The organism is Agromyces sp. MMS24-JH15 (assembly GCF_043518605.1).
Classification (GTDB): domain Bacteria; phylum Actinomycetota; class Actinomycetes; order Actinomycetales; family Microbacteriaceae; genus Agromyces.
Genome location: NZ_CP171358.1, coordinates 2,977,677 through 2,995,448 on the forward strand (window position 1 = coordinate 2,977,677; position 17,772 = coordinate 2,995,448).

Sequence of the window (17,772 nt, forward strand, 5' to 3'; positions counted from 1 at the left end):
ACGTTCGGGCACCGGAACATGAAGGTCGATTCGACCTGGTTCCGGTGCCCGAACTGTCTTCTCGACCTCGATGCGTCCGGCGAGCGAACGCTCGGGTGCGCGAACGGCCACCGGTTCGACGAGGCGAAGCAGGGCTACGTCACGCTCCTTCCGCCGCGTGCGCCGCGCACGATCGGCGACGACCGGTCGATGCTCGAGGCGCGCGACGCGATGCTCGCCGGCGGGACCTTCGCCCGGATCGCCGATGCGGTGGCTGGTCTCGCCGGGCCGGCGCTCGTGGCCGACGGCGGGTCGCGGACGAGTCCCTCGGGTCCGGCTCCGCGCACCCCGCATCCCCCCTCGATCGCCGACCTCGGCTGCGGCACCGGCTACTACGCGCACGCCGTCGCGGCGAGGCATCCCGACGCTCGGGTGCTGCTCGCGGATCGCTCACCCGACGCCGTGAAGTTCAGCCTCCGCGCCCTCGACGGGCGAACCGGCCGGGCGAGCGGCGTGGTCCTGGACCTCTGGCGACCCCTCCCCCTCCGCGACGGCGTCGCCGACGTGATCCTCGATGTGTTCGCCCCCCGGAACCCGCCCGAGTTCGCGCGTCTCCTCGCGCCCCACGGGCGCCTCGTCGTCGTGGTGCCCACCGAACGCCACCTGCAGGAGCTGCGAGCGGCGGGCGCGATGCTCGACGTCCCCGAAGGCAAGGCCGACCAAGTGATCGGCTCGTTCGCCCCGCAGGAGCTCGACCTCGTCGAGCGGCTCGCCGTCGACTATCAGGCGCCGGTGGATGCCTCGCTCCGCGCCCAGCTGATCGGCATGGGGCCCTCGGCCCACCATCACCGCGTCGACGACCGTGGGGGGCCGTCGGAGCCCGCTGGTGACGCTGCATCGGCAGTGACCGTCACCGTCACCGTCAGCGTGGACGTGCTCGCCTTCTCCCGGGCCTGAGCGGCCCTCGCCGCCGCGCGGCGCGCCGACGACGAAGGGGCCTCCGGGAACATGTCCCGGAGGCCCCTTCGGCGTCGTGCGATCAGCGGGCGAAGTTCCCGCGGTAGTACTCGTACACCCAGCCGACGAGGGCGATCACGACGAGCGGGATCGCGATGAAGGCGATCCAGAACCCGATCGCGAGACCGAGGAACGCGAGCGCCGCGGCCGCAGCCAGGACGATCGGCCACCAGCTCCACGGGCTGAAGAAGCCGAGCTCGGGGTCGCCGTCGTCGATGTTCGCGTCCAGACGGTCCTCGGGCAGCGCTCCGCCCTGGGCCGCGTGCACCCGACCGAGGTAGAACGCGATGAACGCGCTCAGGACGGCGGCGAGGGCGACGCCGACGATGCCGACCCACTCGGGGCCGTAGTCCTGGCCGTCCATGGTGGTCCAGAAGGCGTAGACCGCCGCCGCCAGAGCGAAGAAGACGGACAGGATCCAGAAGAGGATGATGTTCGCGCGCATTTACTTGACTTCCTTCGTCTCCGCGTCGACCACGGGCGCCTCGGGCGCGTCCTTCGCCGGGCCGATGCCGACCGGAATACCCGCTTCGGGGTGGTTCAGGTCGAACGCCGGCGCCTCCGAGCGGATGCGCGGGATGGACGTGAAGTTGTGCCGCGGCGGCGGGCAGCTCGTGGCCCACTCGAGCGAGCGCCCGTAGCCCCACGGGTCGTTGACCGTGACCTTCGGCGCACGCCGCGCGGTGATGTACACGTTCAGGAAGAACGGGATGAGCGAGATCGCGAGGATGAACGCGCCGATCGTCGACAGCTGGTTCATCCAGGTGATGTCATCCTCGGGCAGGTACGAGAAGTACCGACGCGGCATGCCCACGACGCCGAGCCAGTGCTGGACGAGGAAGGTCGTGTGGAAGCCGATGAACAGCAGCCAGAAGTGCCACATGCCGAGCTTCTCGTTCAGCATCTTGCCGGTCCACTTGGGCCACCAGAAGTAGAAGCCCGCGAACATCGCGAACACGACCGTGCCGAACACCACGTAGTGGAAGTGGGCGACGACGAAGTACGTGTCGGACACGTGGAAGTCGAGCGGCGGCGAGGCCAGGATGACGCCGGTGAGACCGCCGAACACGAACGTGATGAGGAAGCCGAGGGCCCACACGATCGGCGTGTCGAACGTGATCGAACCGCGCCACATCGTGCCGATCCAGTTGAAGATCTTCACGCCCGTCGGGACCGCGATGAGCATGGTCATGAGCGCGAAGAACGGCAGCAGGACCGAGCCGGTGACGTACATGTGGTGCGCCCACACCGTGACCGAGAGCGCCGCGATGGCGATGGTCGCGTAGATCAGCGTCTTGTACCCGAAGATCGGCTTCCGGCTGAACACCGGGAAGATCTCGGAGACGATGCCGAAGAACGGCAGGGCGATGATGTACACCTCGGGATGGCCGAAGAACCAGAACAGGTGCTGCCACAGGATGACGCCGCCGTTGGCGGGGTCGTAGATGTGCGCGTTGAAGATGCGGTCCGCACCGGCGGCCAGGATCGCGGCGGCGAGCACCGGGAAGGCCATGAGCACGAGGATCGAGGTCACGAGCACGTTCCACGTGAAGATCGGCATCCGGAACATGGTCATGCCGGGCGCGCGCATCGTGATGATCGTCGTGATGAAGTTCACCGCGCCGAGGATCGTGCCGAAGCCGGAGAGGCCGAGGCCGAGCATCCAGAGGTTGCCGCCGAGGCCCGGCGTGAACGTCGTCGACGCGAGCGGCTGGTAGGCGAACCATCCGAAGGAGGCGGCGCCCTGCGGCGTGAAGAAGCCGGCGACGGCCATCAGCGAACCGAAGTTGAACAGCCAGTACGCGAACGCGTTCAGTCGCGGGAAGGCGACGTCGGGCGCTCCGATCTGCAGCGGCATGAGCACGTTCGCGAACCCGGCGAAGAGCGGCGTCGCGAACATGAGCAGCATGATCGTGCCGTGCATCGTGAACAGCTGGTTGTACTGCTCGCGCGTCGAGAGGAGCTCGAGGCCCGGCTCGAACAGCTGCGCACGGATGATCAGCGCCATCACGCCGCCGATGCAGAAGTAGATGAACGAGGTGATCAGGTACAGGTACCCGATGACCTTGTGATCCGTGGAGGTGATCCAGCGGACGAGGACGTTCCCCTTGCGCTCGACTTTCGAAGCGCCGAGCGGAAGGCTCGACTGGGGACGAGCCGGTGCTGCGGTGGTGCTCATTCGGCCTCGGTCTCCTCTTTCAGCTGGGGCTCCCCTGCACCGGGCAGGTTCTGGTTGCGGTCGTACTCGTTGGACAGCTGGCCTTCCTGGCCGGCGTCGCGCAGCGACTCGATGTAGGCGTCGTACTCGTCCTGCGAGACGACCTTCACGTTGAAGAGCATGAGCGAGTGGTACTCGCCGCAGAGCTCGGCGCACTTGCCGGCGTACGTGCCCTCACGCGTCGGCGTGAACGACATGTAGTTGGTCTTGCCGGGGAACATGTCCTTCTTGTAGAGGAAGTCCACGACCCAGAACGAGTGGATCACGTCGCGCGACTCGAGTTCGATCTCGACGTTCGCGCCGACCGGCAGGTAGAGCGTCGGCAGCTCCGACTCGACGAGCGCGCCGTTCGCGTCGGCGGGGTCGAGCTGACCCTGGATGCCGGGCGAGTAGACGTCCTCCTTGACGTAGTTGAAGTCCCACGCCCACTGCTTGGCGATGACCTCGACCTGGACGTCGACGTCGTCGGCGGCGAACCGCGTCTCGATCTCGGCCTGGTCGCGCGCCGTGAAGGCGAAGAAGCCCACGATGAGGATGAGCGGCACGATCGTGTAGAAGACCTCGATCGGCATGTTGTAGCGGAGCTGGACCGGCAGGCCCGTCTGGCCGCGGCGACGACGGTAGGCGATGACCGCCCAGATCGTGAGGCCCCAGGTGATGACACCGACGATGAGCAGCACGATCCACGAAGTCACCCAGAGACCGGAAACCCGCTCGGTGTGGTTCGTGACCGGAGCCTCGCCCTCCTGGAAACCGGGGAGGAAGCCGTGGAGCTGGGCCTGCGTGCAACCGGCGAGGACGAGACTGAGTGTCGCTGCGATCGGAACTGCAGCCCATCGGAGACGGCGATTGTGGCGCACCGGTGACCTTTCGGGAGACTCGAAGGCACTTCTCAGCGAAGTGCAGGATCGTGCCTAGCCTACTCCGACTCGTGGGCCCGGTTGTGCACCGCGCGGCCCCCGGAGCGCCCAATCCGCGGGTGAAACCGCCCCCGACCGGTGGAAACGACGAAGGGAGCCGCATCGAGCGGCTCCCTTCATGGGTGATGCGTCGTGCGACTCAGTGGAACGAGTCGCCGCAGGCGCAGCTGCCCTGCGCGTTCGGGTTGTCGATCGTGAACCCCTGCTTCTGGATCGTGTCCTCGAAGTCGATCGAGGCGCCGTCGAGGTACGGGACGCTCATCTGGTCGACCACGACCTCGACGCCGCTGAAGTCCACGACGGCATCGCCGTCGAGCATCCGCTCGTCGAAGTAGAGCTGGTAGATCAGGCCGGAGCATCCGCCCGGCTGGACGGCGACTCGGAGCCGCAGGTCGTCCCGCCCCTCCTGCGTCAGCAGGCTGCGGACCTTGTCGGCGGCGGTGTCCGTGAGCAGCACACCATGCCCGGTCTCCGTGATCGTCTCGCCCATCTCGCTCCTCGCCTCGGCATACAGGTCGTTGCCGCCAGTCTACGCCCACCGCGAGCCCGGTCGGCTGGGGATCGGCAGGGAACGCGGATCCCCCGGCCGCGGGGCGACGCGGGCTCAGTCCGCCGCGCGACCCTCCAGCCGGTCGAGGAAGGATGCCTCGGCGAGCACCGCGCGCTTGAAGACGCCGAGGTGCAGCGACTCGTTCGGGCTGTGGGCCCGCGAGTCGGGATCCTCGACGCCGGTCACCAGGATCTCCGCCCGCGGGAACTCGCGGACCAGCTCGGCGATGAACGGGATCGACCCGCCGACCCCGATGTCCACCGGCTCGACGGCCCACGCCTCGGCCAGCGCGGCGCGCATCTCGGCGACGGCTCGGCCGTCCGTGTCGACGAGGAAGGCCTGGCCGCGATCGACGTCCTCGAAGGCGAGCCGGGCCCCGAACGACGCGTTCGCCTCGAGGTGCCGTCGGATCGCCTCGAACGCGTCCGAGGCATCCTGTCCCGGTGCGATGCGCGCGCTCACGCGCACCCGCACCGCCGGCAGGAGGGTGTTCGACGCGTTCGCGACATCCGGGGCGTCGATGCCGGTGATCGTGATCGCCGGCTGCGCCCAGATCCGGGCGAGGATCTCGCCGCGACCGATCGGGGCGACGCCGTCGAGCAGGCCCGCCTCGCTCCGCAGCTGCGCCTCGGCGTACGGCGGCACGTCGAGCGGTGCGGTCGACAGGCCGTCGACCGCGACCGCGCCGTCGTCGTCCCAGAGCGTCCCGAGCAGGCGGATCGCGGCGAGCATCGCGTCCGGGACGGCCCCGCCGAACATGCCGGAGTGCGAGGCGTGCGCGAGGGTCTCGATGCGGAGGTTGAAGGCGACCGCGCCGCGGAGGGCGACGGTGAGCGCGGGCGTCCGCACGTCCCAGTTGGTCGAGTCGGCGACGATGATCGCGTCGGCCTCGAGGACGTCCCGGTGCTCGGCGAGGAAGTTGACGAACGAGCGGGAGGCCCACTCCTCCTCGCCCTCGATGAACACCGAGATGCCGATCGACGGCTCGGGGACGGCCTCGGCGAGGGCGCGCAGCGCGGCCACGTGCGCCATGACGCCGGCCTTGTCGTCGGCCGCGCCGCGCCCGTGCAGGCGGTCGCCGCGCTGTGTGGGCTCGAACGGCGGGGTGTCCCAGTCCTCGTCGGCGCCGGGCGGCTGGACGTCGTGGTGCGCGTAGAGCAGGACGGTCGGATGTCCCGGGCGGGCCGGGCGATGCGCGAGCACCGCCGGCTGGCCGAGTTCGGAGCCGTCCTCGACCGGCGCGCGATGCACCTCGACCGTCTCGAACAGCCCGATGCCGCGCAGGAGGCCGGCGACCGCATCCGCGCTCTCGGCGACGTGGGCCGGATCGAAGGCGGGCCACGACACGGACGGGATGCGGACGAGCCGCGCGAGATCGGCGACGGTGCTCGGGAAGCCGGCGTCGACGGCGTCGCGCAGCGCGGCCGCGTTCGGGCTGGAGGCGGCCGGTGCGGTCGGGTGCGCCCCGTCGGGCGGCAGCACGATCTCGGGAGTGGAAGCGTCGGTCATGCCGGTAATCTTAAGAGCGAACCGATTCGAGGAATCCCGTGGCCGATAAGCAGCACAGCACCCCGACGCCGAGCGACGAGTCGCTCGAGCAGAACCAGACTTCGAAGACCGGCAAGGGCGCCCCCACGCCGAGCCGCGCCCAGCAGGAGGCGGCACGCAAGCGCCCGCTCGTTCCGGACGACCGCAAGGAGGCGTCGCGCCAGGCGAAGGCGAAGCTCGCCGACCAGCGCGAGCGCGCTCGGATCGGCATGGCGAACGGCGAGGAGAAGTACCTCCCCATCCGCGACCGCGGTCCGCAGAAGAAGTTCGTGCGCGACTACGTCGACGCCCGCTTCAGCGTGGGCGAGGCGCTCATCCCGGTGATGTTCCTCGTGATCATCCTCACGTTCGTGCCGAGCCTCGAGGTGCAGACGATCTCGATCCTGCTGCTGTGGACCTTCTTCGCCGTCGCCGTGATCGACGTCGTCATCATGGGGCAGGTCCTCACGAAGCGGCTTCAGGCGAAGTACGGCGACCGCGCCGAGCGCGTCCGTTGGTACGCCGCGATGCGTGCGCTCCAGATGCGCGTCCTCCGGCTGCCGAAGCCGCAGGTGAAGCGCCGCCAGTACCCGGTCCTCTGACCGGCGGAGCCGGACCCGGGTCGGAGCGCTGCGTGCGGCGCGCGACCGGGGTTCAGCGCGCGTAGGCGCCGTATCGGATGAGCGGGACCCGCGTCTCCTCGTCCGAGAGCGAACCGTGCTGGCCGATCATCGACTCGGCCTGACGGTTCCCGACCCGGCGGTCGTAGTAGGCGATCCCCGCGCGCGCCGCGATCAGGATGTCCCCGATCCGCGGACGGACGACGTCGTCGACCTCGCCGAACAGGCCCGCCGCGATCGCCTCGTCACGTCCGAGCACCCACGAGCGCTCCCCCTCGGCGTCCCGCCAGCCCGCGAGCAGTCGCGCGCGGGCCTCGTCGCCGAGGTCGGGTTCGAGGTAGAGCGAGACGCATCGCGGTTCGCCGCCGACGTGGCGGAGACCCGCGAGCAGGTCGGGCCGATCGTCGAGGAACACGTGCCGGCGCGCGGGCACGTCGATGACGCCATGGTCGGCCGTCGCGAGCAGTCCCACGCCACGGGGCATCCGTCGCTCGAAGCGACCGACCTCGGCGTCGAGCGTCTCGAGCGCGGCGAGCCAACGATCGGATTCCCAGCCGTGCGAGTGGGCGGCCTGGTCGAGTTCGGGGACGTACACGTACGCGAGCGTCGGCACGCCGTCGGCCAGGAGCGCGCCGGCCGCGTCGAACCGGTCGGCGATGGTCCGGCCGACCCGGTAGTCGGCGCCGCGGAGCACGGCGCGCGTGAAGCCGGAGTCGGCGTACCGCGCGGCGCCGACGGCGACCGATCGGATGCCACGCGCCCCGGCGTCCTCGAAGCACGTCGTCGCCCGCTGCCACCCGTCGGGCAGCATGCCGGCGTCCCAGCCGTTCAGCTGGTTGACGATCCGGTCCCCGCCGGGTTCGAGCGCGGTGTACGCGACGACCCCGTGCACGCCGGGATCGCGCCCGGTCGCGAAGCTCGCGAGCGCCGCGGCGGTCGTGCTCGGGAAGGTCGTCCGCAGCACGTCGCGACGGGTCATCCGTGCGGCCAGGTGACGGGCGTGGCCGGCCCGGGCGTTCAGGTTCGCCGCGCCGAGCCCGTCGACGAGCAGCACGATCGCCGAGGTCGCCTTCGGGAGTCCGAGCGGGTTCTCGCGGCCCTCCAGGCTCGCGATCGCGCTCGGCAGGACCACGGCCAGCCGCGAAGCGCTGTCGGCGGGCACCGGTAGCATGGCAGGCATCGCGCCAGTCTCGCACAGGCGATGCGCGACCGTTCCCCCCGCACGGCGCGCCGTGCCGAGCGCGAGAAAGACGGATGACCCGAGCCACCGACGACCCTGCCACTCCGATCGCCGACCGCATCGAGGACGTCGACGTCTCGACCGAGATGCAGGGCTCGTTCCTCGAGTACGCGTACTCCGTGATCTACTCACGGGCCCTGCCGGACGCGCGCGACGGGCTGAAGCCCGTGCAGCGGCGCATCCTCTACATGATGAGCGACATGGGCCTGCGGCCCGATCGCGGGCACGTGAAGTCGGCCCGCGTGGTCGGCGAGGTCATGGGCAAGCTGCACCCGCACGGCGACTCCGCGATCTACGACGCGCTCGTGCGCCTCGCCCAGCCGTTCACGCTGCGCGTGCCGCTCGTCGACGGCCACGGCAACTTCGGATCGCTCGACGACGGCCCGGCCGCGGCCCGGTACACCGAGGCGCGGCTCGCGACGCCGGCCATGGCGATGACCGAGGACCTCGACGAGGACGTCGTGGACTTCGTCCCGAACTACGACAACCAGCTGACCCAGCCCGAGGTGCTGCCGTCCGCCTTCCCGAACCTGCTCGTGAACGGCGCGAGCGGCATCGCGGTCGGCATGGCGACCAACATGGCGCCGCACAACCTCGTCGAGGTCGTCCAGGCCGCGCGCCACCTCATCGACCACCCCGAGGCGACGCTCGAGGAGCTCATGGCGTTCGTGCCAGGTCCCGACTTCCCCTCCGGTGGAACGATCGTCGGGCTCGCCGGCGTCCGGGACGCGTACGCGACGGGGCGCGGGTCGTTCAAGACGCGCGCGAAGGTCAGCATCGAGCAGCTCACGGCCCGCAAGTCCGGCCTCGTCGTCACCGAGCTCCCGTACCTCGTCGGCCCCGAGAAGGTGATCGAGAAGATCAAGGACGGGGTGAACGCCAAGAAGATCACGGGCGTCGCCGACGTCACCGACCTCACCGACCGCAAACGCGGGCTCCGGCTCGTCATCGGCATCAAGACCGGGTTCAACCCGCAGGCGGTCCTCGAGCAGCTCTACCGGCTCACGCCGCTGGAGGACGGCTTCTCGATCAACAACGTGGCGCTCGTCGACGGGCAGCCGCAGACGCTCGGCCTGCGCGAGCTGCTGTCGGTCTACATCGACCACCGCATCCGCGTCGTCACGCGTCGTTCGACCTTCCGCCTCGAGCGTCGCCGCGAACGCCTCCACCTCGTGGAGGGCCTCCTCGTGGCGATCCTCGACATCGACGAGGTGATCCAGGTCATCCGCGCGAGCGACGACGCCGAGCAGGCCCGCGGGCGCCTCGTCGACGTCTTCGACCTGAGCCGGATCCAGGCCGAGTACATCCTCGAGCTGCGCCTGCGCCGCCTCACACGCTTCTCGCGGATCGAGCTCGAGACCGAGCGCGACGCGCTCCTCGCCGAGATCGCAGAGCTCGAGAGCCTGCTCGGCAGCCCGCAGCGCATCCGCGAGGTCGTCTCCGACGAGCTCGAGGCGGTCGCCGAGCAGTTCGGCACGCCGCGTCGCACGCTGCTCACCGAGGCGCGAACGCTGCCGCCCGCCGCCGCGCGGAAGGCCGCGGCCGCGGTCTCGCTCGAGCACGCGGACGTCCCCTGCCGGGTGTTCCTGAGCGTGACCGGCCGCATCGCCCGCGTCGACCGGGCCGACGGCGCGGAGGGCTTCGGCATCGCGGCCCCGACGCGCCGCGCGAAGCACGACGCCATCCTCTCCACGCTCGACACCACGAGCCGTACCGAGATCGGCGCGCTCACGAACCGCGGCCGGGTCATCCGGTTCTCCCCGCTCGACCTGCCGGGGCTGCCGTCGAACTCGGTGCAGCTCGCCGCCGGCGTGCGCATCGCCGAGTACCTCGGCCTCGCCGATCGGTCCGAGCGCGTGCTCGCGCTCGTCGACCTCTCGTCGGACCAGCCGATCAGCGTCGGCACGGCGCAGGGTGTCGTCAAGCGCGTCGCACCGGGCGCATACCCCAACCGTCCCGACTTCGAGGTGATCGCGTTGAAGCCCGGCGACGAGGTCGTCGGGGCGGCGCAGGGCGGCGACGACGACGAGCTCGTGTTCGTCGCGACCGACGCCCAGCTGCTGCATTTCCCCGCGTCGACGGTTCGGCCCCAGGGCTGTGCCGCCGGTGGCATGGCAGGGATCAAGCTCGTCGACGGCGCGCGCGTGATCTCGTACACCGCCCTCTCCCCCGCGGACCTGAACGACGCGATCGTGGTGACGGTCGCCGCGACGACCGACACGCTCCTCGGTGCCGACCCCGGCTCGGCGAAGGTGTCCGCGTTCTCGGAGTTCCCGGCCAAGGGCCGCGCGACCGGCGGCGTGCGAGCCCAGCGGTTCCTGAAGGGCCAGGATGCGCTCTCCGTCGCCTGGGTCGGCCCCGGCCCGGCGCACGCGCTCGGCACCGACGGCACCGCACGCCAGCTCCCGCCGTCGGGCGCGAAGCGGGACGCCTCCGGGCAGCCGATCGAAGCGCCCGTCGCGTTCGTCGGTCGCCGCATCGGCTGACCGGCCGGCTGCCGGGGCGCCCGCCCGATGGGCCCCGTCGGCCGAGCGGCCGCACGCGCGGCGCGCCCGACGGCAATCGGCCGTCGGCCGACCGGCCGCACGCCCGACCGTCGGGGTCAGGCGTCGATGCGGTCCCGGCTCAGGCCCTTGGCGCTGTCGACGATGAACTCCTTGCGCGGGGCGACGTCGTTGCCCATGAGCAGCTCGAACACGCGGCCGGCCTGCTCGGCGTCGGCGACGTTCACCCGTCGAAGGGTCCGGTGGCTCGGATCCATCGTCGTGACGGCGAGCTGGTCCGCGTCCATCTCGCCGAGGCCCTTGTACCGCTGCGGGTCGCCGAACTTGCGCCCCCGCCGACGCAGGTCGGCCGTGACGGCGGCGAACTCCTGCTCGGAGTACGTGTAGATCGTCTCGTTCGGCTTCGATCCCGGGTTCTGCACCACGATGCGGTGCAGCGGCGGCACGGCCGCGAAGACGCGGCCCTCCTCGATCATGGGCCGCATGTAGCGGAAGAACAGCGTCAGCAGGAGCGTGCGGATGTGCGCGCCGTCCACGTCGGCGTCGCTCATGATGATGACCTTGCCGTATCGCGCGGTCGACAGGTCGAAGCTCCGGCCCGAGCCCGCGCCGATGGTCTGGATGATCGCGGCGCACTCCGCGTTGCCGAGCATGTCGGCGATGGACGCCTTCTGCACGTTGAGGATCTTGCCCCGGATCGGCAGGAGCGCCTGGTGCTCGCTGTCGCGCGCCAGCTTGGCGGTGCCGAGCGCGGAATCGCCCTCGACGATGAACAACTCGCTGTGCGCGACATCCGTCGACCGGCAGTCGGCGAGCTTCGCCGGCAGCGACGAGCTCTCGAGCGCGTTCTTGCGGCGCTGGGTCTCCTTGTGGGCGCGCGCGGAGACGCGCGCCTTCATCTCGGCGACCACCTTGTCGAGCACGAGCGAGGTCTGCGCCTTGTCGTCGCGCTTCGTCGATGCGAATCGCTCGCCGAGTGCCTTGGTGACGACGGCCTGCACGATCGAACGCACGGCGGGCGTGCCGAGGACCTCCTTGGTCTGGCCCTCGAACTGCGGTTCGGCGAGGCGGACGGTCAGGACCGCGGTGAGGCCCGCGAGCACGTCGTCCTTCTCGAGCTTGTCGTTGCCGACCTTGAGTCGACGCGCGTTCTGCTCGACCTGGGCACGCAGGAAGCGCAGAAGCCCCTGTTCGAACCCGGCCTGGTGCGTTCCGCCCTTCGGCGTCGCGATGATGTTCACGAAGCTGCGGAAGACCGTGTCGTACCCGGTTCCCCAGCGGAGTGCGATGTCGACGTGGCAGGTGCGCTCGACCTCGGTCGGCACCATGGCGCCGCGGTCGTTGAGCACCGGCACGGTCTCGGTGAACCGGCCGTCGCCCTCGAGCCGCCAGATCTCGGTCACGGGGCCGTCGGCGGCCAGGTGTTCGACGAACTCGGAGATGCCGCCGTCGAACTTGAAGCGGTGCGTCTCGGATTCCTCGCCGCGCGCGTCGATCACGGTCAGCCCGAGCCCGGGCACGAGGAACGCGGTCTGGCGGGCGCGGGCGAGCAGTTCCTCGAGCTGGAAGGACGCGCCCCGCGTGAAGATCTGCGAGTCCGCCCAGTACCGCACGCGCGTGCCGGTCACGCCCTTGGCGACCCGGCCGACCGCGCGCAGCTCGCTCGACACCTCGAACGGCGAGAACGTCGACGCCGGGCTGGGCTCGCCCGCATCGCTGAATCGGCCCGGCTCGCCGCGATGGAACGACATCGCCCAGGTCTTGCCGCCCCGGTCGACCTCGACGTCGAGGCGCTCCGAGAGCGCGTTGACGACGGATGCCCCGACGCCGTGCAGACCACCCGAGGCGGCGTACGAGCCGCTACCGAACTTGCCGCCCGCGTGGAGCTTCGTGAACACGACCTCGACGCCGGACAGGCCGGTCTTCGGCTCGATGTCCACCGGGATGCCGCGGGCGTGGTCGACGACCTCGACGCTGCCGTCCCGGTGCAGCACGATCTCGATCTCGTCGCCGAACCCGCCGAGCGCCTCGTCGACGGAGTTGTCGATGATCTCCCAGAGGCAGTGCATGAGCCCGCGCGAGTCCGTCGAGCCGATGTACATGCCGGGGCGCTTGCGAACCGCCTCGAGTCCTTCGAGGACGGAGAGGTGGCGTGCGGAGTAGTCGGAGCTCACGTCCGCCAAGCCTAGTCAGGCCCGCCGACCTTCGAGGTCCGCCGCTACGCGCTCAGCGAAATGCCACGCAACCGAGGGCCTCCCGTCGCCGGGTCGTGCTTTCATTGAGGTCACGAACGGTTCGCGGAGCGATGGAGGAGGAACCATGACCCAGCACGCTGAGAACGGTGCCGTCGAGGTCGAGGCCACCTACGAGCTCACTGCGCTCGACCGCTGCGACGCCTGCGGCGCCCAGGCCTACATCCGCGTGGTGATCGCCAACGGCGAGCTCCTGTTCTGCGCCCACCACGGTCGCAAGCACCAGGAGAAGCTCGCCGAGGTCGCCCACAGCTGGCACGACGAGAGCTCGCGGCTGCTCGTCGACACGCGCGACTGACCGGTCCGCCCGGCAGGTCCGGGCCGATCGACGGAACACGAACGCCCCGCCATCGGCGGGGCGTTCATCGTACCCGGATCATCGAGTCGCGTCGTGCGGGTCACGTCGCCGCCCGGCACCGGGCGCGCGTCGACCGCGTGATTCAGGGCCCGGCGTCCGGTGCGAGGCCCGCCGCACGAAGCTGCGCCTCACGGGCCGCCGCGGCGTGGGCGTCGATGGTGAGTGCGGCGGCACCCGGCGCGTAGGCGAGTCCGGCACGCTGCGCGGCCTCGGCCAGGACGGCGTCGGCGAACGCCGGGTTCTTCGCGAGCACCGGGCCGTGCAGGTGCGTCCCGAACACGGAACCCATGACGACGCCCTCCTGGCTCGAACCGCGGCCGTTGCCGATGCCGGCCTGCACGCGCCCGAGCGGCGACGCCTCGGCCTGGACGTAGTCGCGGGCGTGGTTCTCGAAGCCCACGAGCCGACCGAACCGGGGCGAACGGACGACGAGGTCGCCGATCCGCCGCTCCCCCGCGCCAGGGACCGCCCGCCCGGGCAGGATCCCGAGCCCCTCGATTGCGCCGCCGGAGGCGAGTTCGATCCCCCAGCTCAGCAGTTCCCAGCCCGTCCCGACCGCGAGGATCGGCACGCCCTCGGTGCCCCACCGCCGGAAGTGATCGTGGAACGGCAGGAGTGCGGTGCGGGCGATCGAGAGGGTCGAATCGCTCCCCGACCCGACGATCACGGCATCGACCCGCTCCGGGAGGTCCGACAGTTCCTCGACCGCGACGACGGAAGCGTCGAGCCCGGCCCACCGCGCCCGCCGAGCGAGCACGACCGCGTTCTCGGCGTCGCCGTTCGTGTTCAGCAGGGACGGGAGCACGGAGATGAACGTGAGCGTCATGCGGTTCCCGTCAGTCCCAGGTGCGCGCGGGTGCGCCGCATCGAGTCGGCCGTGAAGACGATCGTCTTCACGCCCACGGCCGGGGCGGGCAGCGCGAGGAAGTCGTCGAGCGCGCGCGCGAGGTCGGGCTCGACGCGATCGACCTCGACGCCGTCGTAGGCGAGCATCAGCGCGGCCTCATGGCTCTTCGAGCCCGACACGATGGCGACGCGGCCGAGGCTCGAGGCATCCACCGGCCAGAAGTAGCTCGGGTCTCGTACGTCCGAGCCCATCGCGAAGAGGATCTGCTCGGTGCCGGCCTCGATGCCGTCCACGTTGAGCTGGTAGCTCGCCGGATTCTGGACGAGCACGAACTCGACCTCCTGGCCCCGCACGACGGCGCGCTCGCCGCGCGCGAACACGGGCGGGAGGTCGCCGAGCGCGGTCGCGGCCAGACCCGCGTCGAAGTCGTCCCCGAGGACGGAGCGCGCCGTCGCCCAGGCGGTCGCGGCATCCACCGCGTAGTGGATGCCCCGTGCCGGGAGCCCGACCTCGCTGCGCCGGCCGCGGTCGTCGAGGACCGCGGAGCGGCCGTCGACCGCGGTCACGACGACGCCGTCCGAGGCATCCAATCGCTCCGTGGCCGTGCGCGCGTAGCCGAGGCCGCGCGGTGCCGTGGCGAGCACGTCCGCCGAGACGCCGTAGCGGTCGATGCGGACGCCGTCCAGGCCGGCCGCGATCTCCTCGAGGTGCGCGTCGTCGGCGTTCACGACGACGGCCTCGGTCGCGCGCGCGGCGATACGTGCGAGGTATCCGACGACGAGGTCGGAGTCGAAGAAGCGGTCGATCTGGTCGACCGCGACGTTCGTGAGCGCCACGATGCGGGCGTCGATGCCGACCAGGACCCGAGCACCGTGGCCCTCGTCCATCTCGAGCACGGCGAGATCGCCCGGCACCCGGCCGCGCCAGTCCGCCTGCTCCAACAGGGCCGACGTGAGGCCCTGGCTGATGTTCGCGGTCGACGGATTGGTGAACACCGACCGGCCGTGTGCGCGGAGGATCGCGACGAGCATCTTCGTCGTGGTCGACTTGCCGCTCGAACCCGAGACGACGACGAGCCCTTCGGGGAATCCGCCGAGCGTCCGTCCGAGGTATCCGGGGGCGACCCGGTTCACGACGAGGCCGGGAACGGCGGAGCCGCCGCCCGGCTTGCGCAGCCGAGCGGCGACCCGCACCAGACGACCGGCGGCGACCGCCGGCGCATAGCGCACCCGCGGCCTACTCGAGGTAGTCGCGCAGCGACTGCGAGCGGGACGGGTGGCGCAGCTTCGCCATCGTCTTCGACTCGATCTGGCGGATGCGCTCACGCGTCACGCCGAACGTGTCGCCGATCTGGTCGAGCGTCTTCGGCATGCCGTCGCCGAGGCCGAACCGCATCCGGATCACGCCCGCCTCGCGCTCGCTCAGCGAGTCGAGCAGCGATTCGAGCTGCTTCTGCAGCATCGTGAAGCCGACCGCGTCGGCCGGGACGACCGCCTCCGTGTCCTCGATGAGGTCGCCGAACTCGCTGTCGCCGTCCTCGCCGAGGGGGGTGTGCAGCGAGATGGGCTCGCGACCGTACTTCTGGACCTCGATGACCTTCTCGGGGGTCATGTCGAGCTCGCGCGAGAGCTCCTCGGGCGTGGGCTCGCGGCCCAGGTCCTGCAGCATCTGGCGCTGCACGCGGGCGAGCTTGTTGATGACCTCGACCATGTGCACCGGGATGCGGATGGTGCGGGCCTGGTCGGCCATCGCGCGCGTGATCGCCTGGCGGATCCACCACGTCGCGTAGGTCGAGAACTTGAAGCCCTTGGTGTAGTCGAACTTCTCGACCGCACGGATCAGACCCAGGTTGCCCTCCTGGATCAAGTCCAGGAACTGCATGCCGCGGCCCGTGTAGCGCTTGGCGAGCGAGACCACGAGGCGCAGGTTCGCGCCGAGCAGGTGGCTCTTCGCACGCTGGCCGTCGCGGGCGACCCACTGGAGCTCGCGGCCGTACTGGCTGCGCTTCTCCTGCTCGGTCATCTTGGAGAGCTTCTCCTCGGCGAACAGGCCCGCCTCGATCCGCATCGCCAGCTCGACCTCTTCGGCCGCGTTGAGCAGCGCGACCTTGCCGATCTGCTTCAGGTAGTCCTTGACCGGGTCGGCGGTCGCACCCGTGATCTGGGCCGAGTAGACCGGGACCTCGTCCTCGTCGTCCACCGCGCGCAGCACCAGCGCACCCGTCGGGTGCGGGTCGACGATCGGCGCGTGCGCCTCCTCGTCGTCGCCCTCGGCGGCGTCGTCGGTCGACTCGGGCTCCTCGGCGACCGCGGCGGCGGTCTCCAGGTCGGCCGGCTCGAGCTCGGCGTCCTCATCGACCTCGCCCTCGAACTCGCCCCCCTTGCCCTTGGCGGGGGCCTTGGTCGCGCGGGCGGTCTTGGCCCGCGGGGTCTTCGACGCGGTCGCGCGCTTCGCCGCGGGCGTGGTCGCCTTCGCGGTCGCCTCTGCCGCCTCCGGCTCGACCTTCGCGGTCGTGGTGGCCTTCGTCGCCATACTCCTGCACCTCTCCTCACCGTCGCTGCGGGCTCGCGCTCGCGCGGCGCTCGGCGTGCTCGTTGTTCCATGTCACGGACGCTGTGTTCGGACACTATGAGGACCCATGTCAAGTCCTCCGCGGTGGTGCGAACGGTGTCGCACCGGACGGACGAGAACGGGTCCGCCTTCAATTATACCGGAGCGCCCCCTCCGATCCGCCCCAGAAGCCCATTCGCTCCGGGAAATTCAACGAATCCGAGCCCTCCGGCATTCCCCGGAGCGGTGGATCAGCCCGGGAGGGGCCCGTCATCCTCGCGCGATCGACGGTGCGCGAGGAACTTCTCGAGCTCGGCCGCGATCTCATCCGCCGACGGCACCTCGCCGTCCTCGTCGGTGAGGGGCGATCGGAGCGACGTGCCCTCCATGTAGGAGTCGTGCCGCTCCTCGAGCGTGCCGACCAGCTTGGCGAGCTCGGGATTCTCCTCGACCTGGTCGCTGATGCGGGCGAGGAACTCGCGCCCCTGCTCGCGCAGCGCATCCGTCGGGAGGATGAGCCCCGTCGCGGCGTTCACCGCGTCCAGGGCCGCGATCGCCGCGGCCGGGTACTCCGAATCCGCGAGGTAGTGCGGCACCAGGAGCACGAAGCCCGCGGTCGGATGCCCGCGTTCCTGCAGTCGGTACTCCACGAGGTGCAGCGCGTTCGAGGGCACCTGCGTGGTCGGCCGCCAGATCGACATCGCCTCGGTGAGCTCCGAGCGGTTGCCGCTCACCGTGAACCCGATCGGGCGGGTGTGCGGCACCGGCATGGGGATCGAGTTGAGCCACGTGGTCGAGGCGACGCCGAGGTCCTCGATGAGCCCGAGCACCGCGGTCGCGAAGGCCTCCCACCGGAAGTCCGGCTCGTACCCGGTCAGCAGGAGGAACTCCTGGCCGACCTCGTCGCGGACGAGGTCGAGCGAGAGGCGCGGCGGGCGGTACGCCGTCAGGTGGTCGCCGTCGAACAGGATGATCGGCCGCCTGGCCCGGTAGTCGAGCAGCTCGTCCGCGTCGAAGGTCGCGACGACGGTGGTCGCGAGGTTCTCGCGGAGGTATTCGGTCGTCTGCGCGACTGCAGCCCCCGCGTCGGCGAACCCGGTGAGCCCGGCGACCAGCGGCAGCCCGCGCGGCACGGACGCATCCGGGTTCAGCTCGTACAGGTTCCGGGCGTCTCGCATGCCTCCAGCGTA

General features: G+C 70.7%; 14 protein-coding genes and 1 pseudogene. 4 read left to right on the forward strand and 11 right to left on the reverse strand.

Annotation, left to right across the window (positions count from 1 at the left end):
- Positions 1-18: 18 nt before the first annotated feature.
- Complete coding sequence (locus tag ACDF64_RS13605; RefSeq protein ID WP_394551899.1) at positions 19-936, forward strand: putative RNA methyltransferase; 918 nt, start codon at positions 19-21, stop codon at positions 934-936.
- Positions 937-1,018: 82 nt separating this feature from the next.
- On the opposite strand, the gene ACDF64_RS13610 is transcribed toward ACDF64_RS13605, so the two are convergent.
- The 5 genes from ACDF64_RS13610 to ACDF64_RS13630 all read right to left on the reverse strand — a co-directional run bounded on the left by ACDF64_RS13610 (position 1,019) and on the right by ACDF64_RS13630 (position 6,193).
- On the reverse strand, positions 1,019-1,441 hold the full coding sequence (locus ACDF64_RS13610) for a cytochrome c oxidase subunit 4 (RefSeq protein WP_394551900.1): 423 nt from the start codon (positions 1,439-1,441) through the stop codon (positions 1,019-1,021).
- Positions 1,442-3,175, reverse strand: coding sequence for a cytochrome c oxidase subunit I (ctaD, locus tag ACDF64_RS13615; RefSeq protein WP_394551901.1), 1,734 nt, complete (start codon positions 3,173-3,175; stop codon positions 1,442-1,444).
- Positions 3,172-4,074, reverse strand: a complete 903-nt coding sequence (coxB, locus tag ACDF64_RS13620) for a cytochrome c oxidase subunit II (protein ID WP_394551902.1) — start codon at positions 4,072-4,074, stop codon at positions 3,172-3,174. The genes ctaD and coxB overlap by 4 nt, the downstream gene beginning before the upstream one ends.
- A 199-nt stretch (positions 4,075-4,273) precedes the next feature.
- A complete protein-coding gene (gene erpA / locus ACDF64_RS13625) occupies positions 4,274-4,624 on the reverse strand; it encodes an iron-sulfur cluster insertion protein ErpA (protein WP_394551903.1) in 351 nt (116 codons plus the stop codon).
- A 114-nt stretch (positions 4,625-4,738) separates the two neighbouring features.
- Positions 4,739-6,193: a dipeptidase gene (locus tag ACDF64_RS13630; RefSeq protein WP_394551904.1), complete on the reverse strand. Its 1,455-nt coding sequence runs from the start codon at positions 6,191-6,193 to the stop codon at positions 4,739-4,741.
- Positions 6,194-6,231: 38 nt separating this feature from the next.
- Between ACDF64_RS13630 and ACDF64_RS13635 the strand changes: the two genes are divergently transcribed.
- Positions 6,232-6,813 (forward strand): DUF3043 domain-containing protein, encoded by a 582-nt coding sequence (locus tag ACDF64_RS13635; protein ID WP_394551905.1) that lies wholly within the window; start codon positions 6,232-6,234, stop codon positions 6,811-6,813.
- Between the two features lie 52 nt (positions 6,814-6,865).
- Here ACDF64_RS13635 and ACDF64_RS13640 read toward each other — a convergent pair whose 3' ends face one another.
- On the reverse strand, positions 6,866-8,011 hold the full coding sequence (locus tag ACDF64_RS13640; protein WP_394551906.1) for an alkaline phosphatase family protein: 1,146 nt from the start codon (positions 8,009-8,011) through the stop codon (positions 6,866-6,868).
- Positions 8,012-8,085: 74 nt separating this feature from the next.
- On the opposite strand from ACDF64_RS13640, the gene ACDF64_RS13645 reads away from it, so the two are divergent.
- The gene (locus tag ACDF64_RS13645; RefSeq protein WP_394551907.1) at positions 8,086-10,557 is read left to right on the forward strand and encodes a DNA topoisomerase (ATP-hydrolyzing) subunit A; all 2,472 of its coding nucleotides are present in this window, start codon (positions 8,086-8,088) and stop codon (positions 10,555-10,557) included.
- 116 nt (positions 10,558-10,673) lie between these two features.
- Here ACDF64_RS13645 and ACDF64_RS13650 read toward each other — a convergent pair whose 3' ends face one another.
- Positions 10,674-12,749, reverse strand: a complete 2,076-nt coding sequence (locus ACDF64_RS13650; protein ID WP_394551908.1) for a type IIA DNA topoisomerase subunit B — start codon at positions 12,747-12,749, stop codon at positions 10,674-10,676.
- A gap of 145 nt (positions 12,750-12,894) precedes the next feature.
- Here ACDF64_RS13650 and ACDF64_RS13655 point away from each other — a divergent pair, with 145 nt between their 5' ends.
- A complete protein-coding gene (locus ACDF64_RS13655) occupies positions 12,895-13,125 on the forward strand; it encodes a hypothetical protein (protein WP_394551909.1) in 231 nt (76 codons plus the stop codon).
- Between the two features lie 142 nt (positions 13,126-13,267).
- On the opposite strand, the gene ACDF64_RS13660 is transcribed toward ACDF64_RS13655, so the two are convergent.
- From ACDF64_RS13660 to ACDF64_RS13675, 4 genes and pseudogenes are all read right to left on the reverse strand, one after another.
- Entirely contained in the window at positions 13,268-14,011 is a 744-nt protein-coding gene (locus ACDF64_RS13660; RefSeq protein ID WP_394551910.1) for a type 1 glutamine amidotransferase, read from the reverse strand.
- The gene (locus ACDF64_RS13665) at positions 14,008-15,261 is read right to left on the reverse strand and encodes a Mur ligase family protein (protein WP_394551911.1); all 1,254 of its coding nucleotides are present in this window, start codon (positions 15,259-15,261) and stop codon (positions 14,008-14,010) included. Before ACDF64_RS13665 ends, ACDF64_RS13660 begins: the two co-directional genes overlap by 4 nt.
- A 7-nt stretch (positions 15,262-15,268) precedes the next feature.
- A pseudogene (locus ACDF64_RS13670) lies at positions 15,269-16,570 on the reverse strand (RNA polymerase sigma factor); the annotation flags it as partial.
- A 263-nt stretch (positions 16,571-16,833) separates the two neighbouring features.
- Complete coding sequence (locus ACDF64_RS13675) at positions 16,834-17,760, reverse strand: proteasome assembly chaperone family protein (RefSeq protein WP_394551912.1); 927 nt, start codon at positions 17,758-17,760, stop codon at positions 16,834-16,836.
- Positions 17,761-17,772: the final 12 nt, after the last annotated feature.

Bases quoted from the DNA above. Each gene is read 5' to 3' on its own strand.
- ACDF64_RS13675 (WP_394551912.1), bottom strand. From the start codon at position 17,760: ATGCGAGACGCCCGGAACCTGTACGAGCTGAACCCGGATGCGTCCGTG.
- ACDF64_RS13660 (WP_394551910.1), bottom strand. From the start codon at position 14,011: ATGACGCTCACGTTCATCTCCGTGCTCCCGTCCCTGCTGAACACGAAC.
- ACDF64_RS13645 (WP_394551907.1), top strand. From the start codon at position 8,086: ATGACCCGAGCCACCGACGACCCTGCCACTCCGATCGCCGACCGCATC.
- erpA (WP_394551903.1), bottom strand. From the start codon at position 4,624: ATGGGCGAGACGATCACGGAGACCGGGCATGGTGTGCTGCTCACGGAC.
- ACDF64_RS13640 (WP_394551906.1), bottom strand. From the start codon at position 8,011: ATGCCTGCCATGCTACCGGTGCCCGCCGACAGCGCTTCGCGGCTGGCC.
- ACDF64_RS13655 (WP_394551909.1), top strand. From the start codon at position 12,895: ATGACCCAGCACGCTGAGAACGGTGCCGTCGAGGTCGAGGCCACCTAC.
- ctaD (WP_394551901.1), bottom strand. From the start codon at position 3,175: ATGAGCACCACCGCAGCACCGGCTCGTCCCCAGTCGAGCCTTCCGCTC.
- ACDF64_RS13610 (WP_394551900.1), bottom strand. From the start codon at position 1,441: ATGCGCGCGAACATCATCCTCTTCTGGATCCTGTCCGTCTTCTTCGCT.
- ACDF64_RS13630 (WP_394551904.1), bottom strand. From the start codon at position 6,193: ATGACCGACGCTTCCACTCCCGAGATCGTGCTGCCGCCCGACGGGGCG.
- ACDF64_RS13605 (WP_394551899.1), top strand. From the start codon at position 19: ATGAAGGTCGATTCGACCTGGTTCCGGTGCCCGAACTGTCTTCTCGAC.